16 protein-coding genes are annotated in these 16,316 nt (G+C 63.8%); 6 read left to right on the top strand and 10 right to left on the bottom strand.

All coding sequences use genetic code 11. The features are described from left to right. Positions 1 to 46: 46 nt before the first annotated feature. Together H6851_11375 and H6851_11370 are read right to left on the bottom strand one after the other, a co-directional pair. Entirely contained in the window at positions 47 to 676 is a 630-nt protein-coding gene (locus H6851_11375) for a dephospho-CoA kinase (GenBank protein ID MCB9944204.1), read from the bottom strand. After that, the gene (locus tag H6851_11370) at positions 676 to 1,419 is read right to left on the bottom strand and encodes a Maf-like protein (protein ID MCB9944203.1); all 744 of its coding nucleotides are present in this window, start codon (positions 1,417 to 1,419) and stop codon (positions 676 to 678) included. The genes H6851_11375 and H6851_11370 overlap by 1 nt, the downstream gene beginning before the upstream one ends. 42 nt (positions 1,420 to 1,461) lie before the next feature. On the opposite strand from H6851_11370, the gene H6851_11365 reads away from it, so the two are divergent. Further along, on the top strand, positions 1,462 to 1,674 hold the full coding sequence (locus tag H6851_11365) for a DUF1150 family protein (protein MCB9944202.1): 213 nt from the start codon (positions 1,462 to 1,464) through the stop codon (positions 1,672 to 1,674). Between the two features lie 155 nt (positions 1,675 to 1,829). Here the strand turns inward: H6851_11365 and mntR are convergent, their stop codons facing one another. Next, positions 1,830 to 2,369, bottom strand: coding sequence for a manganese-binding transcriptional regulator MntR (gene mntR, locus H6851_11360; GenBank protein ID MCB9944201.1), 540 nt, complete (start codon positions 2,367 to 2,369; stop codon positions 1,830 to 1,832). 74 nt (positions 2,370 to 2,443) lie between these two features. Here mntR and H6851_11355 point away from each other — a divergent pair, with 74 nt between their 5' ends. Next, on the top strand, positions 2,444 to 3,733 hold the full coding sequence (locus tag H6851_11355; GenBank protein MCB9944200.1) for an Nramp family divalent metal transporter: 1,290 nt from the start codon (positions 2,444 to 2,446) through the stop codon (positions 3,731 to 3,733). Between the two features lie 29 nt (positions 3,734 to 3,762). On the opposite strand, the gene H6851_11350 is transcribed toward H6851_11355, so the two are convergent. Further along, positions 3,763 to 5,436, bottom strand: a complete 1,674-nt coding sequence (locus H6851_11350; protein MCB9944199.1) for a Na/Pi cotransporter family protein — start codon at positions 5,434 to 5,436, stop codon at positions 3,763 to 3,765. Positions 5,437 to 5,796: 360 nt separating this feature from the next. On the opposite strand from H6851_11350, the gene H6851_11345 reads away from it, so the two are divergent. From H6851_11345 to H6851_11330, 4 genes are read left to right on the top strand one after another with little or no spacing between them, the layout of a single operon-like run. Then, a complete protein-coding gene (locus H6851_11345; GenBank protein MCB9944198.1) occupies positions 5,797 to 6,813 on the top strand; it encodes an ABC transporter substrate-binding protein in 1,017 nt (338 codons plus the stop codon). A gap of 15 nt (positions 6,814 to 6,828) precedes the next feature. Beyond that, positions 6,829 to 9,030: an iron ABC transporter permease gene (locus H6851_11340; protein ID MCB9944197.1), complete on the top strand. Its 2,202-nt coding sequence runs from the start codon at positions 6,829 to 6,831 to the stop codon at positions 9,028 to 9,030. Further along, entirely contained in the window at positions 9,027 to 10,088 is a 1,062-nt protein-coding gene (locus H6851_11335) for an ABC transporter ATP-binding protein (GenBank protein ID MCB9944196.1), read from the top strand. The genes H6851_11340 and H6851_11335 overlap by 4 nt, the downstream gene beginning before the upstream one ends. A 5-nt stretch (positions 10,089 to 10,093) precedes the next feature. Further along, positions 10,094 to 10,249 (top strand): hypothetical protein, encoded by a 156-nt coding sequence (locus H6851_11330; protein MCB9944195.1) that lies wholly within the window; start codon positions 10,094 to 10,096, stop codon positions 10,247 to 10,249. Positions 10,250 to 10,369: 120 nt separating this feature from the next. On the opposite strand, the gene H6851_11325 is transcribed toward H6851_11330, so the two are convergent. The 6 genes from H6851_11325 to H6851_11300 all read right to left on the bottom strand — a co-directional run bounded on the left by H6851_11325 (position 10,370) and on the right by H6851_11300 (position 16,249). Continuing rightward, a complete protein-coding gene (locus H6851_11325; GenBank protein ID MCB9944194.1) occupies positions 10,370 to 10,639 on the bottom strand; it encodes a DksA/TraR family C4-type zinc finger protein in 270 nt (89 codons plus the stop codon). A gap of 95 nt (positions 10,640 to 10,734) precedes the next feature. After that, a complete protein-coding gene (locus tag H6851_11320; GenBank protein MCB9944193.1) occupies positions 10,735 to 12,162 on the bottom strand; it encodes an FAD-binding oxidoreductase in 1,428 nt (475 codons plus the stop codon). After that, positions 12,071 to 12,727 (bottom strand): cytochrome B, encoded by a 657-nt coding sequence (locus H6851_11315; GenBank protein ID MCB9944192.1) that lies wholly within the window; start codon positions 12,725 to 12,727, stop codon positions 12,071 to 12,073. The genes H6851_11320 and H6851_11315 overlap by 92 nt, the downstream gene beginning before the upstream one ends. A 298-nt stretch (positions 12,728 to 13,025) precedes the next feature. Continuing rightward, positions 13,026 to 14,561, bottom strand: a complete 1,536-nt coding sequence (locus H6851_11310; protein MCB9944191.1) for a DHA2 family efflux MFS transporter permease subunit — start codon at positions 14,559 to 14,561, stop codon at positions 13,026 to 13,028. A 14-nt stretch (positions 14,562 to 14,575) separates the two neighbouring features. Next, complete coding sequence (locus H6851_11305) at positions 14,576 to 15,772, bottom strand: HlyD family secretion protein (protein MCB9944190.1); 1,197 nt, start codon at positions 15,770 to 15,772, stop codon at positions 14,576 to 14,578. A 3-nt stretch (positions 15,773 to 15,775) separates the two neighbouring features. Beyond that, positions 15,776 to 16,249: a MarR family transcriptional regulator gene (locus tag H6851_11300; GenBank protein MCB9944189.1), complete on the bottom strand. Its 474-nt coding sequence runs from the start codon at positions 16,247 to 16,249 to the stop codon at positions 15,776 to 15,778. Positions 16,250 to 16,316 lie beyond the last annotated feature (67 nt).

The raw sequence follows: 16,316 nt of genomic DNA, 5'->3' as shown, positions 1-16,316 counted from the left end.
CCAGAGCCGGCCGGTCGTGCCGCTACCCGGCTTCATGTCCCGCTCGTCAATGTCGCAGCCAACGTGCCGGCCAGGCCTTGTGTGGCCAGTCCAGGGTCGCGGCCAGCACGTCCGAGACCGCCGCGACCGTAGCCCCGCGATCATAACCGGACGGGATGACGAAATCCGCCCGACGGCGCTTTTCGGCGGCCGGCATCTGCTTGGCGAGAATGGCATCGAGCCGGGCTGCTGTCATCCCCGGCCGTGCAAGTGCGCGTTGCCGCTGCAACCATGGATGGGCCTCGACCACCGCTACAAGGTCACAGCGCCGGCCACCGTCGCTTTCGAACAACAGCGGGACGTCGAGTACCACCACCCGCTCACCCGCCCGGCCCGCCGCCTGCATGAAGGCGCACTGCACCTCGCGCACGGCCGGATGGACCAGCCCCTCCAGATCGCGCAGCGCCACGGCATCGCCCAGCACGCGTGCCCCCAGTTTTTGGCGGTCGACATCGCCATGCCCGTCGATCACACCGGGAAAGCGCCTCTCGATGCGTACCGGCAGGGTCGACGGCTGGCGGAAGAGCGCATGCACCGACGCATCGGCATCGAACACCGGCACGCCAAACAGGCGAAACGCCCGCGCGGCATGACTCTTCCCCATGGCAATCCCGCCCGTCAGGCCGATCACCAGCATCAGTCCGCCAGCACCCGCTGATCGCGCAGGAACTGCAAGACCGGCAGCAGCGGCATTCCCAGTATGGTGAACCAGTCGCCCTGTACGCGCGCCATGAGCTGCACACCCAGCCCCTCCAGATGATAGCAGCCCACCGAATGCAGCACCGCCTCGCCGGCCCGGTCGAGATAATCGTCAATGAATGTTTCGCTCAACGGGCGCATCCACAGACGCGCCTCGCTGACCTCATGCCATACCCGCGTTCCACCGCGAAAACCGACCGCCGACACCACAAGCCGGTGGCGCTTTCCGGCCAGGTCCCGCAACTGCGACCGCCCTCGCTCGCGGGTCAGCGGCTTGTCCAGCCAGCGTCCGTCATCGGTGACCAGCAACTGGTCGCTGGCCAGCACGATCTCCTCATCCGCGGTCAGTCGCGGCAGCACGGCACGACCCTTCATCTCGGCCAACACCGTTGCCGCATCCTCCGGCTGCGCACCGTCGGCCATCAGCGCCTCTCGCAACGCCGCCTCGTCGACCGCAGCCGGCACCGACCGCACGGCGATGCCGGCAGCACCGAGCATCGCCGCCCGCGCGGTACTGGCCGATGCCAGAACAACTGGAGCCAAAATTCCCGCCCTTCCTGCTGGTTTCTCGTTGATAAACCGATTCTTAAACCTTTCTGTGTACAACGGGAATGGTCGTCGGACTGGTCGAAGGATGCCCGGGCGGATCTGCGATGAAGTCGCCCGCGAACACCCGTTCATGCCGGCCGCGACAGCGGAATGCCCGAGAACGGAGAAGCGAATTTGACCTCGCCCCAGGAAGTCGCCCTGAATTTCGCCATCGACCTGCGCACCATGACCCACGGTCAGGCCTACGTCATCCCGATCGACAACGACGAGGTGGTCTATTACGCCATATTCGACAATGAGGGACAGCCGCTGGCCTTTGCCGATACCCGCGAGCTTGCCTTCATCACCATCCGCCAGAATGGCCTCGAACCGGTCGATGCTCACTGACCGACGGGATTGCATGCCATTCCCTTGAAGCCGGCGATTCGTGACCGTCGGAGGGATTCATCGACTTCGGTCTCCGCCGCGCGGCGGAATTCCTCAAGTGTTGGACGACCGATGCCGGGCAAATTCCTGCATACCAAGTCAACGGCATACGGATTTCAGGTGCTTTTCCCGCCTCCACCATTCCGTTTCAGGTAGCCGGCAAAGGCGGCGAGGCTTCGATCGGAGACGTGGTGTTCGATGCCCTCGGCATCGATTTCGGCCGTTTCCCGCGGAACACCCACGGCGACGAGAAGCTCGACCACGGTACGGTGGCGTGCCCGTACGCGGTCGGCAAGGATCGCCCCCTCCTCGGTGAGGAACACGCCACGATAGGGGCGCGAGGTCGCGAGCCCCTCGCGCTTGAGGCGTGAAATGGCCTTGGTCGCCGTCGGCTGGGCCACCCCCATGCGCAGCGCGATGTCGGCCACCCGAGCCTCGCCGAGTTCCCCGATCAGATCGCCGATCAACTCGACATAGTCCTCGAGCAGGGCCATGGACTGGACCGCCCGCGCACGGGCGAAGCGGTCAGCCTGCTTGGCAGGCGGAAGCGACGAGAGAGACAATGGCGTTTCCCCGACTGTCTGCGTCGAATGGGAATGGCTTATAGCCTTGGCTCTACCTTTTGGCCAGCCGGAATACCACGAACGGGCAGGCATTGAAAATCACCTTGCACAACTTATAGCAACAGCTATTAGTTTCGCGTTGAGCTATAAAGTCACGAGGAGTCTTCATGGCATCCATGACCGAGCAGGCGCGCACTGCCATGTCATCCGTGCTGGCGGGACAGAGCGGAGGATGGCGCAGCCGCCTGCTGTTCGCCGGCCCCGCGATCATCGCTTCGGTCGCCTATATGGACCCCGGCAATTATGCTACCAACATCCAGGCCGGTGCCGGTTACGGTTATGCGCTCTTGTGGGTGGTGCTGCTGGCCAATCTCATCGCCATGCTCTTTCAGGCGTTGTCGGCCCGGCTCGGCATCGTGACCGGCAGGAACCTCGCCGAGCTGTCGCGCGACAACTTCCCCCGCCCCGTCGTCTGGGTCATGTGGGGCATCAGCGAAGTGGCGGCAATGGCCACGGATCTCGCGGAGTTTCTCGGCGGAGCCATCGGCCTCGCATTGCTGTTCGACATGCCGCTCATGGTCGGCATGGCGGTCACCGCAATCGTCACCTACGCGATCCTGCTGTTCGAACGGCAGGGCTTCAGGCCCATGGAACTCATCATCGGCGCACTCGTCGGCGTGATCGGACTATGCTATCTCGCCGAGGTGCTGATCGCTCCCATCGAATGGAATGGTGTCGCTTCGGGACTGATATCGCCGCAATTGCCCGATAGTGCCGCGCTCACCATCGCCGTCGGCATCATTGGCGCCACGGTAATGCCGCACGCCATCTATCTGCACTCCAGCCTAACCCAGTCACGGGCGACGATCCGCAACGAGGACGACCGCCGCAAGGTGCTGCGTTTCTCGAATGTCGAGGTCGTGATGGCGCTGGCCGTTGCCGGAATGGTCAACATGGCCATGGTCATGATGGCTGCCAGCGCCTTCCACCAGGGGCATTCGGAGGTTGCCGAAATCGAGACGGCCTACCATATGCTCACCCCGCTGCTCGGGGCTGCCGCGGCCGTCATGTTCCTCACCTCGCTGATCGCCTCGGGCATCTCAAGTTCCGTGGTGGGCACAATGGCCGGACAGATGATCATGCAGGGCTTCCTGCATTTCCACGTACCCATCTGGGTACGTCGCCTGATCACGATGATACCGGCCTTTGCCGTGGTGGCCGCGGGCGTAAACGCCACCCAGGCCCTGGTGCTCAGCCAGGTCGTGCTCAGCATTGCCCTGCCCGTGCCGATGATCGCCCTGCTCATCTTTTCGGCGAGACGCGATATCATGGGCGAGTTCACAGTCGGTCCGGTCATCCGCCTGCTGGCCCTGGTGGGCACTGTCGTCGTGCTCTGTCTCAATTTCGTCCTGCTCGCCGACGTCTTCGGGATCCCCATCCCCCTCCTGTCGGGCTGACGGGCACGACAGCCGTACGCCATGCATATTCACTCCTGCATGCGAACCTCGTAGGCCGTTTCGACAAGGCGGGTGCGGGCCAGTTCGCCTTCGGCCTCGAGCAGCGGATAGGCGATGGCGGCGATGTGGGAGTGCAGCCGCTTGAGGTCGCGAATGACGTCGAGATGGAGATTGGCCGCGGCTGAATCCCTTTCGCTCAACCGCGCAAGCTGGTCTTCGGCGGCGCGGCGCTCGACATCGCGCAGCACCGACTTGCGGGCGACCAGCTTGCGCGCCATGGCCACATCACGTGTCATGAACACCCCCGCGGCCAGCTTGAGGTCACGTTCGACCAGTTCGTGCAGGTCGCGGATCTCGCGCGCCTCGCTAGCTGAAAAGTGCAGGTGCGCCCGTGCGCGCTTGCGGCCGGCCTCGATCAGGTTGTGGTCGATGATGTCGCCGAAATGTTCGAGATTGGTCACCAGCGCCATGATTTCCATCTGCCGACGGGCATCGCGGTCGTCCAGTCCCTCGCGATGCACGCGAATGAGATAGAGCTTGATCGCCCGGTGCAGGCGGTCGAGCACACGCTCCCCGGTGGCCATCTGCGGCAGGAGCCGGTCGTCGCCCGACATGAGGAAGTCCAGGGACTGACGAAGAACCACTTCGGCGGTATCCGCCATTCGAAGGGCTTCGCGCGAGGCCGCGGCAAGGGCCGTCGGCGGGTCATCGACCAGATCGGTGTCGAGATGGATGGGCCGCGCCGGATCGGCAGGATCGATCGCTTCGGGAAGAACACGCTCGATCATCCGCGCAACCGGGCCGAGCAGCGGCATGAAGGCGAGCAGCACGATCAGGTTGAAAGCCGTGTGGAACGCCGCAAGCAATCGGGCCACGTCTCCGCCGATACCGGCCAATGCGGAAAGTCCCGCCAGCACTTCGGGAATCAGGGCAAGGCCCAGCAGGGCCATGCTGCCGCGCATGAGAAGGTTGCCGACCGGCACCCTGCGCGCGGGCGGTGCGGCCTTGAGGCTGGCGAGGACCGGAACAAGCGAGCTCCCGATATTCGCGCCAAGCACCATGGCCGCCGCCCCTTCGACGCCCAGCACCGACTCCGCGGCCAGCGAGATGACAAGGAGGATCACGGCAAGACTGGAATGTGCGATCCAGGTCAGCACGATCGCCATGAGGCACGCCAGCAACGGATCTCCGGCGATGCCGTGCAGCAGGGCGATGAGCCCCTCGGCGCCGCGCAAGGGTGCAGAGGCCGCCTTGATGAGCCCGAGCGACAGGAGCAGCAGGCCGATGCCGATGGAAAACCGTCCGAGGTGCCGGCGGATGCCGCCTTCGGCACTCTTGAAGCTGATCACACCGACGAGAATAGCCAATGGAGACAGCCAGGATACGTCAAAGGCGAGGATCTGCACCACCATCGTGCTGCCGACATCCGCCCCGAGCAACACCGCCAGCCCGGCCACCGTACTCATGGCACCGCGCCCGGCCAACGACGCGACAATCATCGCCACAGCCACGCTGCTCTGCACGACGATGGTCGCAGCCATGCCGTTGAGACCGGCGACCACGCGGTTGGGGGTCGCCCTGGCGATCATGTTGTGCAACTGGCCCGCCAGTGCCCGGGTCACGCCAGTCCTGACCATGCGCACGCTCCACAAGAGCAGGGCAATGGCACCGGCGAGATTGAGCAGCGTCATGGTTGCGGACATCAGGAACAATACCGTTCAAGCTTGATTCAACGAAAGGTTGAACATCGACCCATACTACAAGTGAGCGCCATCTGCTACGGACCTGGATTGCCAATCATGTGAAATCGCCGTTTTTGGATGGTACAGCCGTGCGGGACGACCGGAGCGCGCAGGACACTTGCAACCATCGGGCATTTTGCATTGGACACACATCTCTTCACCTCGGACAATCGCGGGCGTTGTCCGAGGTGGCTTTTCGCGTACACGGAGAACCATGCCCGACAACGGCACCCCCTTGACCGACTAGCGCAAACCGGCGATGGATGCCACATAAGTGTCATAGAACTGTCACATGAACCAGACCCCGCCGGGAGGCAGACCATGATCAAGACATTGCTGACCACCAGCGCACTTGCGCTGCTGGCGCTTTCGAGCGGCGCCCAGGCTGCCGGCAAGCTCACCCTGTACTGTTCTCCGCAGGAGGAATGGTGCCAGCTCATGGTGACCGAGTTCACCAAGGCCACCGGTATCGAGGTCGCCATGACCCGCAAGAGTTCCGGCGAGACCTATGCCCAGATCCTCGCCGAGAAGGACAATCCCAAGGGCGACGTGTGGTGGGGCGGTACGGGCGACCCGCATCTCCAGGCCGCCGAGGAGGGCCTCACCGAGGAATACACCTCGCCCATGATGGACGAGCTGCATGACTGGGCCAGGAAGCAGCATGAAGCGGCCGGTGGCCGGACCGTCGGCATCTACGCAGGTGCACTGGGCTTCGGCTACAATACCGAACTGCTTGCGGAAAAGGGCCTTGATGCTCCCGCGTGCTGGGCGGATCTCGTGAAGGACGAGTACAGGGGCGAGGTGCAGATGGCCAACCCCAACAGTTCGGGCACGGCCTACACGACGCTGGCCACGATGGTACAGCTTCTGGGTGAGGATGCCGCCTTCGAATGGCTGAAGGCCCTGAACAAGAACATCAACCAGTACACGAAGTCAGGTTCCGCACCGATCAAGGCTGCTGCCCGGGGCGAGACCACGATCGGCATCGTCTTCCAGCATGACGCCGTGACCCAGAAGGTCGGCGGCTTCCCGATCGAGGTGGTCAGCCCCTGCGAAGGCACGGGCTACGAGATCGGCTCGATGAGCATCATCAAGGGTGCACGCAACATGGACGAGGCCAAGCAGTTCTACGACTTCGCCCTGCGCGCCGACATCCAGGAAATGGCGGGATCGGTGGGCGCCTACCAGGTTCCCTCGAACAAGAATGCCGCCCCGCCGCCCGAGGCACCGAAGTTCGCGGACATCAAGCTGATCGACTACGACTTCAAGACATATGGCAGTTCCGCCGAGCGCAGCCGCCTGTTGTCCAAATGGGACAATGAAGTCAACGTCCAGTAACGATTGATCCCATCCATGCCGATCGCGGTACGTTCCGGTCATTCCGGCCTGTTATGGGCCGCGATCGGCCTTCTCGCCTATGTGCTCCTGCCCTGGTACGCGCTGGAGGATGGGCTGTTTGCCTTCGGCTGGTTCGGCAGCGGCCTCATTGACGACTCCGATGAGGCAGCCGGCCTGTTCCAGTGGATGTTTCATGGCCGCTGGTGGCTTGCTCCGGTGCTGATCCCGCTCGTGGCCGGACTGTGGGCCGCCCTGCGCAACGATGCGCGATTGATGATCGTCGCCGGTTTCGGCGGTCTGGCGCTGTTCCTGCTGCAGGGTTTCGCCATTTACCACCGCGGCTGGGCTTTCGCCGGGCTCGAAGACCTGTTCGGCCCTCTCGATGCCCGCCAGTATGGCATCGGCTGGGGAGCGTCGATCACGCTCGTGGCCATGCTGTTCACGGCAACCACCGGCCTTGCCGGACGCGGTGCCGTGCGCGGCGACGTGTTCGTCGCCGGTGCCATCGGGCTCGTCGTGGCTATGGTCGTGGCGTTCATCGCCTTTCCCGTCAGCCAGATCCTGATCCGCGCCTTCGAGACTCCCGATGGCGCATTATCCCTCGCCTATCTGGGGGCCAACCTCACCGACACCAGGGCCTGGGGCCTGGGATGCCTGTCAGGCGGGCGCTGCGGTGTGGCATGGAACTCGTTCTTCCTCGCGGTATCGGTGGGCATCGGAACCACAGTACTCGGACTGTGTTTCGCACTGGTCGCCACCCGCACCCGTTTCCCCTTCAAGACCGCCCTGCGGCAGCTGACACTGCTGCCGATCATCACACCACCCTTTGTCGTCGGGCTCGCCATCATCCTGATGTTCGGCCGCTCGGGCACTGTCACCCAGTTCGTCGCGGATATCCTCGGTATCGAGGCCGGCCGCTGGATCTACGGATTCCCCGGCATCTGGTTTGCGCAGATGCTCGCGTTCACGCCGATTGCCTTTCTCGTGCTGATCGGCGTCGTCGAGGGTGTGAGCCCGTCGCTGGAAGAGGCGGCACAGACCCTGCGCGCGGACAGCTGGACAACCTTCCGCACCGTCTCGCTGCCGCTGATGCGGCCCGGTCTGGCCAACGCCTTCCTGCTCGGCTTCATCGAAAGTCTCGCCGATTTCGGCAATCCCCTCGTCCTCGGCGGCAATTACGACGTGCTGTCCACCGAGATATTCTTTGCCATCGTCGGCGCCCAGCACGATCCCGGCCGCGCAGCGTCCCTGGCCATCGTGCTGCTGGGCATGACCCTGCTGGCCTTTTTCCTCCAGCAGTTCTGGCTGGGCCGCAAGACCTACACGACCGTCACCGGCAAGGGCGATGCCGGCGTGTCGCTGCGGCTGCCGCCCTGGCTGGAACGGACCGTGCTGGGTGTGGTCGTTCCCTGGGCGGCACTTACCGCCATCATGTATGCAATGATCGTCGTCGGCGGTTTCGTCGAGATCTGGGGCCGGGACTATTCCTTCACGCTGCGCCACTACGTCGCCGCGTTCGGCATCGTCCAGGGCGATCACGGGCTGGTCTGGTCCGGCACGGCGTGGAACAGCTTCTTCACCACCATCGAGATTGCCGCCATCTCGGCCGTGCCGACGGCGTTCATCGGCCTGCTCACGGCGTGGCTGCTGGTGCGCCAGGACTTTTCCGCCAAGCGGCTGTTCGAATTCGCCACCATGTTGTCTTTCGCCATTCCGGGAACGGTCATCGGCGTCTCCTACATCCTCGCCTTCAATGTGCCGCCTGTTGAAATTACCGGGACCGGGATCATCCTCATCATCTCGTTCGTCTTCCGCAACCTGCCGGTCGGCGTGCGCGGAGGCATCGCCGCCCTCGCTCAGATCGACAAGGCACTCGACGAGGCCTCGCTCACCCTGCGCGCCAGCAATTTCACGACCCTGCGCCGGGTTGTGCTGCCGCTGCTGCGCCCTGCCCTCCTGGCCGCTCTGGTCTACAGCTTCGTGCGAGCAATGACCGCGATCTCGGCCGTCATCTTCCTCGTCTCGGCCAATTACGACATGGCGACCTCCTATATCCTCGGCCGCGTCGAGAATGGCGATTATGGTCTGGCCATCGCCTATTCCTCCGCCCTCATCCTCGTGATGCTGCTCGCCATCGGCCTGCTGCAACTGCTTGTCGGCCGCCGTCAGCTCGGCCGACGAGGCGATCAACCTGCCCCTGTCGGAGCGCCCCCATGAGCACCCCGCAATCCGTCCGCTTCGAGCATGTCACCAAGGCCTTCGGCGCGGTGAAGGCGGTGCGTGACATCAGCTTCGAGATCGCCGCCGGCGAACTGGTGACCCTGCTGGGACCGTCCGGCTGCGGCAAGACCACCACATTGCGGATGATCGCCGGCCTGGAGCTGGCCAGTGAGGGCCGGATCTTCATCGGCGAGCGCGACGTCACCGCCCTGCCGGCGACGGCCCGCGACGTGGCGATGGTATTCCAGTCCTACGCCCTGTTCCCGCACATGAACGTACTCGACAATGTCGCCTACGGCCTCACGGTATCCGGCAGCCGCAAGCGCGACGCGCACGCGAAGGCCCGCGAAGCCCTGGCCCTCGTGGGACTTGCCGATTACGGCAAGCGGCTGCCCTCGGAACTGTCCGGCGGGCAGCAACAGCGCGTGGCCGTGGCCCGTGCCGTCGTCCTTGAGCCTGAAGTCCTGCTGTTCGACGAGCCACTTTCCAATCTCGACGCCAAGCTGCGTCGCCATGTCCGGGAGGAAGTGCGGGAACTCCAGCAGAAACTCGGCATAACCGCCGTCTATGTCACCCACGACCAGGAAGAAGCGCTGGCTGTCTCCGACCGCATCATCGTCATGAACGAGGCGGTCATCGCCCAGATTGGCACACCGCGGCAGCTTTATGAACAACCCGCCAGCCGTTTTGTCGCCGATTTCATCGGCGATGCGAACCTGACCGATGCACATGTCGAGACGGTTACCGGTGAGCGTGCCCACGTGATCGCCGCGGGACTGACGCTCGATCTCCCCGCACACGGCCTGTCGCCGGGCAAGGCGCAGCTTGCTATCCGGCCGCGCGCGATCCAGCTTCACGAATTCCCCGGCGATGGACGCATCGAGGTCGCTGTCGCCAAGGCCTCCTATCTCGGAAGCCACATGGAATACGAATTGAGTACGCCGCTCGGCGAACTGTTCTGCATTGACCAGCATGTCGACCGGCCTCTGGGTGCCGGCAGCACCGCATGGCTTGAACTCGCACCGCGCGGCGTGACGCTCGTACCCGAAAGCTGACCCGATTGTCTGGCACGAGCGACCGCACCCGCAGGGAATTGGGCCTGTTGACCGCCACCGAGGTGGACGCACTGGCGGATCGTTGCGGCCTGTTGATTCCTTCGCCCGAGGCGATCCTGATATCGCGCGGCGTATCCATCGGTCCGGGATCCGTCATCTGACCGGTGGTGGCAGCTACCGTGACTCCGACAGTCGGGGAGCCGTGCTGCCGTCCAGTATGTCCTAGAGTGCACCGTCCCCTTGTGCGGCCGGCTGAATGCCAGCAGTCGCAGTCTTGCCAGTCAGCGTAGCTGGCTATCCTTGCTGCCCCGGCGATTGTAGCCCGCCGGTAGATTGGCCGTGCGGTCGTGCGCGCTCTGGCAGGCGACGCAAAGCTGGACGCCGGCGATCGCCGTGCGTCGCGCTTCGGGAATCGGTTCGTCGCAATTCACACAGTGTGTACGGCTGTCACCCGGTTGCGGCAGGCGGCTGCGCGCATGCCGAATGGCGTCCTCGATCGAGGCGTCGATCTGATCCTGTACAGCCCCATCCCTGGCAAATCCGCCGGCCATCGCCATGATCTCCGCAGTCAGACAACATCGAACTTCCATGTTAATGTCGAAACGGCGCGGTCGTCCAGCCCTGCAATTGCTCCCGTCCCCGAACCTCAGATGACAGCTTCCTCATCAAAGGGAATACCGTCTTCGATACGCTTGTAGGCAAAGGGGGACAGATCGAGACTGCGATATTCCCCATAAACGATCCATTCTGCGAGACCTCGCCCCATCGCCGGCGCCTGTTGCAGTCCGTGTCCTGAAAAACCATTGATGAACAGAAGGTTGTCAAGTGTGGTATGCGGTCCCAGAATGGCATTCTGATCGAGGACATTATATTCGTAATGGCCCACCCATGACCGGATCAGCCGGATCGCCTCGAAGGCCGGCACCCGATGCGCCAGCACCGGCCAGACCTTCTCCTCCCACAGCGAATGATCGGCATCGAAATCCGCGTAGTCGGCCGGCCCATCGTCATCCGGCTTGCAACCGGCCATGTAGTGAACACCGTCACTGCGCATGTGGATGCCCGTCGGATCGATGGTAAGCGGCAGATCGCGATCCAGCGGCCGTGCCGCCGAGAAGATGTAGGTGTAACGCTTGCGCGGCTCCACCGGAACGTCGACGCCCGCCATGCGGGCTGTCCGCGCCGCCCGCGGGCCCGATGCATTGACCACCTGCCCGCAGGCCACCTGCCCGCCCGTCGCGAGGGTGACGCTGTCGATGCGTGTCCCGCCCGCATTGAGGGTCATCGCGACCACCTCGTTCGCCAGATATTCCACACCCTTCTCGCGTGCGGAACGACGAAACCAGTCAAAGACGGTGATACCGTCAAAATACCCTTCGTCCCTCGTATTGTGGCTGCCGAGCAAGACGTCATCCATATTGTAGAAGGGATATTCGGCAAGAATTTCCCCGGGCGTCATCAATCGCGTTCCGGCACCGCACGCAGCCTGCGTCTGCTGGTTGCGGCGCAGGGCTTGCGCGAAACGTTCGCTGGCGGCCAGGTAGAGATAGCCGAAATTGCGGATGCGCAGCTCCGGCACGCGCTCGTCGCCCCCCATGAACCTGCGCAGATCGTGCACGAATTCGGCACCGAACTGCGACACGCGGATATTGATTTCACGTGAGTACTGCTGCCGGATGCAGCTATTGCTGAGCGACGTCGAGCAGAACTCGTAGGTCGGGTCGCGTTCGACGACCAGGATCGAGCCATCGAAATCGGGATTGTCGGCCAGGAACCATGCGACCGAGGAGCCCTGCATCGCCCCGCCGACGATCACCACGTCATAGGCTGTACAACGAGGCACCCCGTATTCGACCTTGCCGCTCACCTGCCCGCTCCTCCCGGCGATCAACCTTCGACGACAGGCTAGCAGCGTGTTGACGAAATTCCGATAGTGGTAACAGCCTGTGGTATCCGAGGAATGGGTCGCGTCCGGGTGGCATTCAGGGTCGTTCGAAAGGCTGGCCGGAGCCCGGCGACAACTGACGTATGCCGAAGCCGACGGGACGACGCCGGTTGCCTGGCAGCGTGGCATCCGGTCCCCAGATGGCCTGGTAGGTATCGATGCACCTCCCCTGCCTTTGCAGGAGCAGGGCGACAACCACCAGCAGGCCCCACCAGCACAGCATCGCCAGCAACATCCAGCGCGGCGCGTCGGCAAGCACGAGACCGGTGACGATCGCGACGACCGACAGCAGGACCGCGACCAGCCCGCCCAGCTTGTGGAAATACTCGAAGATGAGACGGCGCCGGGTCATGTCATAGTGATCGCCACGAAGATCGCCGGTCAGGCACCCCTCGCCGGTCGGCCCGCCCTTGCTGCCGCGCAGCCAGGCCGACACCACCTGTGCCACCCCCAGCACGATCGCCGCCCATCCGATGAGACCGTGCATCGGTATCCACGGGCGATGTCCGCCCCGCATGAGGATCAGTGCCAGGGCGGCAAGCGCGATGCCGATGCCTGTATATTGGAGCCCCCGGTGCCAGTTCCACCAGAACGGATTGTCCAGCACTCGCGGCCATCCCTGTCCCGGGGTGATCTTCATGTAGCGGGCGATCAACACTCCCAGGGGCAGAAGTATCCCCCATGCCAGCACCATTCCCCGCGCGTGCCAGAAAACCGGCGGCGAGATGAAATGGCTGGCGCTCCCGGATAGCGGCGTCAGCAACCACTCGATCATTGGCGATCCCAGCATCTTCGAGACGACCGCCAGTCCCCGCGGCGTGGGCCGAACCTGACTGTCCCTTCCCTCACGCCCCTCTTTTGGCGTCCTTCGACATTGGCCGATCCAACCCGCATCGGCAAGGTCGCGGGAATGGCGATTTTCACGGAAACGGCCAAGAGTTGGGATTTTCACGCATTTCCCGGGCGATCGCACCTGACGACCGGGAAATGTTTCAATCCGGCGGCGGTGCGGCCGCCTGCCCCCCCTTCGACCGTTCGGGCCGATCGAGGAAGAAGACGAGAAGGATCGCTGCCGCCGAAATGATCAGCATGAACTTGAAATCGTCGAGATAGGAGATCATCCGCGCCTGGACGCCGATCAGGCCGTCGAGGCGGGCAAGCGTGGCCGGGTCGCCAGTAATCGCCGCGGGTGCCGCCAGCTTGAGCAACGGATTGAACGGATGGATGTTGGCGACCAGCTCCGAATGGTTGACCTGGACATTGTGGGTCCAGAGCGCACTGGTGATCGAGATGCCGATCGACGAGCCGATGTTGCGGACCAGACTGAACAATGCCGTGCCATCGGTGCGAAACCGGCCGTCGAGCGTGGCGAAGGCGACGGTCGAAAGCGGCACGAACACGAGCCCGAGTCCCAGCCCCTGGATGACGCCGCTGACAATGATCGGGGTGGAATCGATATCCGGGCTGAAACCGGTCATCATCCACAGCGAGATGCAGATCAGGGTCAGGCCGGTAACGATCAGGAAGCGGGGATCGACGTGATGCATCAGCCGGCCCACCAGGATCATCGAGATCATGGTCCCGACGCCGCGCGGCGCCATGACCTCGCCCGAGGTGATCGTCGGATAGCCGAACACGCTGGCCAGCATGGGAGGCAGGAGGGCGAGACTCGCCAGCAGGATGATGCCGACGATGAAGATGAAGACGAGGCCGGTGGTGAAATTCCGGTCAAGGAAGATGCGCGGGTCGATGAACGGTTCGTCGCTGGTGACACTGTGGACGATGAAGACCCAGAATCCGGCGATGGAGAACCCGAGCTCGATCCATGTTTCATAGGCATCGAACCAGTCGACCTCGCCGCCACGATCGAGCATGAGCTGCAATGCGCCGACACCGAGAGACAGCATGGCGAAGCCGAAGAAGTCGAACTTGCGAAGCCGGGTGGCAATGTGCGGCAGGTAGCCTGCCGAGCCGAGAAAGGCGAGAATGCCCACGGGCAGGTTGATGAAGAACACCCAGCGCCAGTTGAGCGCCTCGGTCAACCATCCTCCCAGGGTCGGACCGATGATCGGGCCCACCATGATCCCCGCCCCCCACATCGCCATGGCCTGCCCGTGGCGCTCCTTGGGATTGATGTCGAGGAGAAAGGTCTGCGACAGTGGCACGATGGCAGCGCCGAACAGCCCCTGAAGGATGCGGAACAGCACCATCATGTCGAGATTGCGGGCAAGGCCGCAGGCCATGGAGGTCACGACAAAGCCGACGATCGAGACCAGGAACAGCTGCTTGCGGCCTATGCGGTCCGCGAGCCAGCCGGTGAGCGGCGTCATGATCGCCGCCGCGACGATATAGGAGGTCAGGACCCAGGTTATGGTATCGGGCGAGGCGCCGAGATCGCCGGTCATGGTCGGCAGGGCGACATTGGCGATGGTCGTGTCGAGGACCTGCATGACGGTGGCCAGCATCACAGACACGGTGATCAACCCGCGATGCGGAACATCCATCGCCTGGCCGGACGAGGCGGACATGGCCCTTCCCCCGGTCAGAACGGATCGAGATGGCGGAGAAGGTCACGCAAGGTGCGCTCGACCCCGGTGTCCACCGTGACATCGGCGCTCATGCCGTTGACCAGCATCGCGGTTTCCGCCGGAGTGGCCTCAAGGTGCACGCGAACCGGCACACGCTGGGTAACCTTAACCCAGTTTCCGGTCGCGTTCTGCGCCGGCAGCAGCGAGAACTCCGCGCCCGTGCCGGCGCCGATCGAATCGACCGTCGCCTCGAACTCCCTGTCCGGGAAGGCATCGAAGACGACGGTGGCCTTCTGGCCCACCTTCATGTTGGTGAGCTGGGTTTCCTTGAAATTGGCATCGACCCACAGCTCTCCGGTCTCGACCAGCGCGAACAGCGGAGCGCTCGGCGTCACATAGGTTCCTTCGCGAAAGGACGACGCCTTGGCCAGAATCCCGTCGGAGGGCGCGCGAACCATGGTGTTCTCAAGGTCGTAGGCGGCCTTGTCGGCTACCGCCTGGGCCGCCCGGACAGTCGGATGGTCATCGACCACCTTCTCGCCGCCGCCTACCGGAAGACCGCCCAGGGCCGCTTTCGCATTGGCTATCGCCTCGTCCGCCGCGACCTTCGTATCCTCGGCGTTGCGCAGGTCGCGGACCGCGCCGTCATAGGACGACACGGATGCCACCCCGCGGCTTCTCAGCTCCCGCTGCCGGTCGAACTGCTGCTGGAAATAGGCGAGGTTGTCGCTGGCAATCTGCGACTGGGCCATGGCCAGCCTGTAGCCCGACTGCAACCGGCGAACCTCGATCCGCGCTGCCGACAGCGAGGCGTTGGCGTGCGCCACGGCAATCGCATAGGGTTCGGGGTCGACCTGGAAGAGAACATCCCCGGCCTTGACGATAACATTGTCCCGGACCCGAACATCCTCGGCCCGACCAGCCACCTGCGAGCTGACGGCGATCATTGCCGCCTGCAGATTGGCGTTCTCCGTGCTTTCGAACCGTCCACCGGCCAGCCAGACATAGGTACCGCCGGCGACCAGCAGGGCCGGGACGAAGAGCATCCAGAAGATCCGACGACCTTTCCTGCGAACCGGCCTCTCCGGGGCTTCGGTGCCCCGCCCGGCGGGTGTTTCCGGCAAGGGGGAAGCCTGCGGAGAGTCCTTCGGCGCATCGTCGGAATTCTTGCGCGCCGTATCGGGCTCCATGCGTTTGACGACAGCACTCATCGATTATGCTTCTTTCCTCAAGGGGAATATCTGCGGACCGGCCGCGTCCGTCTCGCTCAGGTTATGCACGATGGCCTTGAGGGCCTTGATCAGGACCGCGCGCTCTTCGGCGGCAAGCCCCTGCTGCGCGATCTCGTAAACCTCGCCCGCCATGAGACGGACCTCGTTGAATGCCGCGAGCGCCTGTGCGGTCGGGTGAACGATCCGCACCCGCCTGTCCGCCGGGTCGGGGCAACGCTCGACCCATCCGGCCTGCTCCATGCGATCCACCAGCCGCGAGACGCTGATGGGCTCGATTTCGAGCAACTCGGCGATCCGCGCCTGCGCGGCCGCCCCCTCGCGCACCAGGTGCACCAGCAACCGCCATTGTGCGGTCGACAGGCCGAATTGCTGCCCCCGATCCTCGAACCGCCGGCGCATCAGCCGCGCCGCGTCGTGGAGCAGAAAACCCAGGGAATCCGTTGGAACGCTGTTCATGAGCAAAGCATAATATAAGCATGCTTATGTTTTCAAGTCTCTTGTTCTTCTCCGAATGGAGAACGTT

It is taken from the genome of Geminicoccaceae bacterium (assembly GCA_020638465.1).
Taxonomy (GTDB): Bacteria; Pseudomonadota; Alphaproteobacteria; order Geminicoccales; family Geminicoccaceae; genus JAGREO01.
Note: the sequence above shows the minus strand (reverse complement) of the source record. Positions and strands in the feature narration are given on the sequence as shown.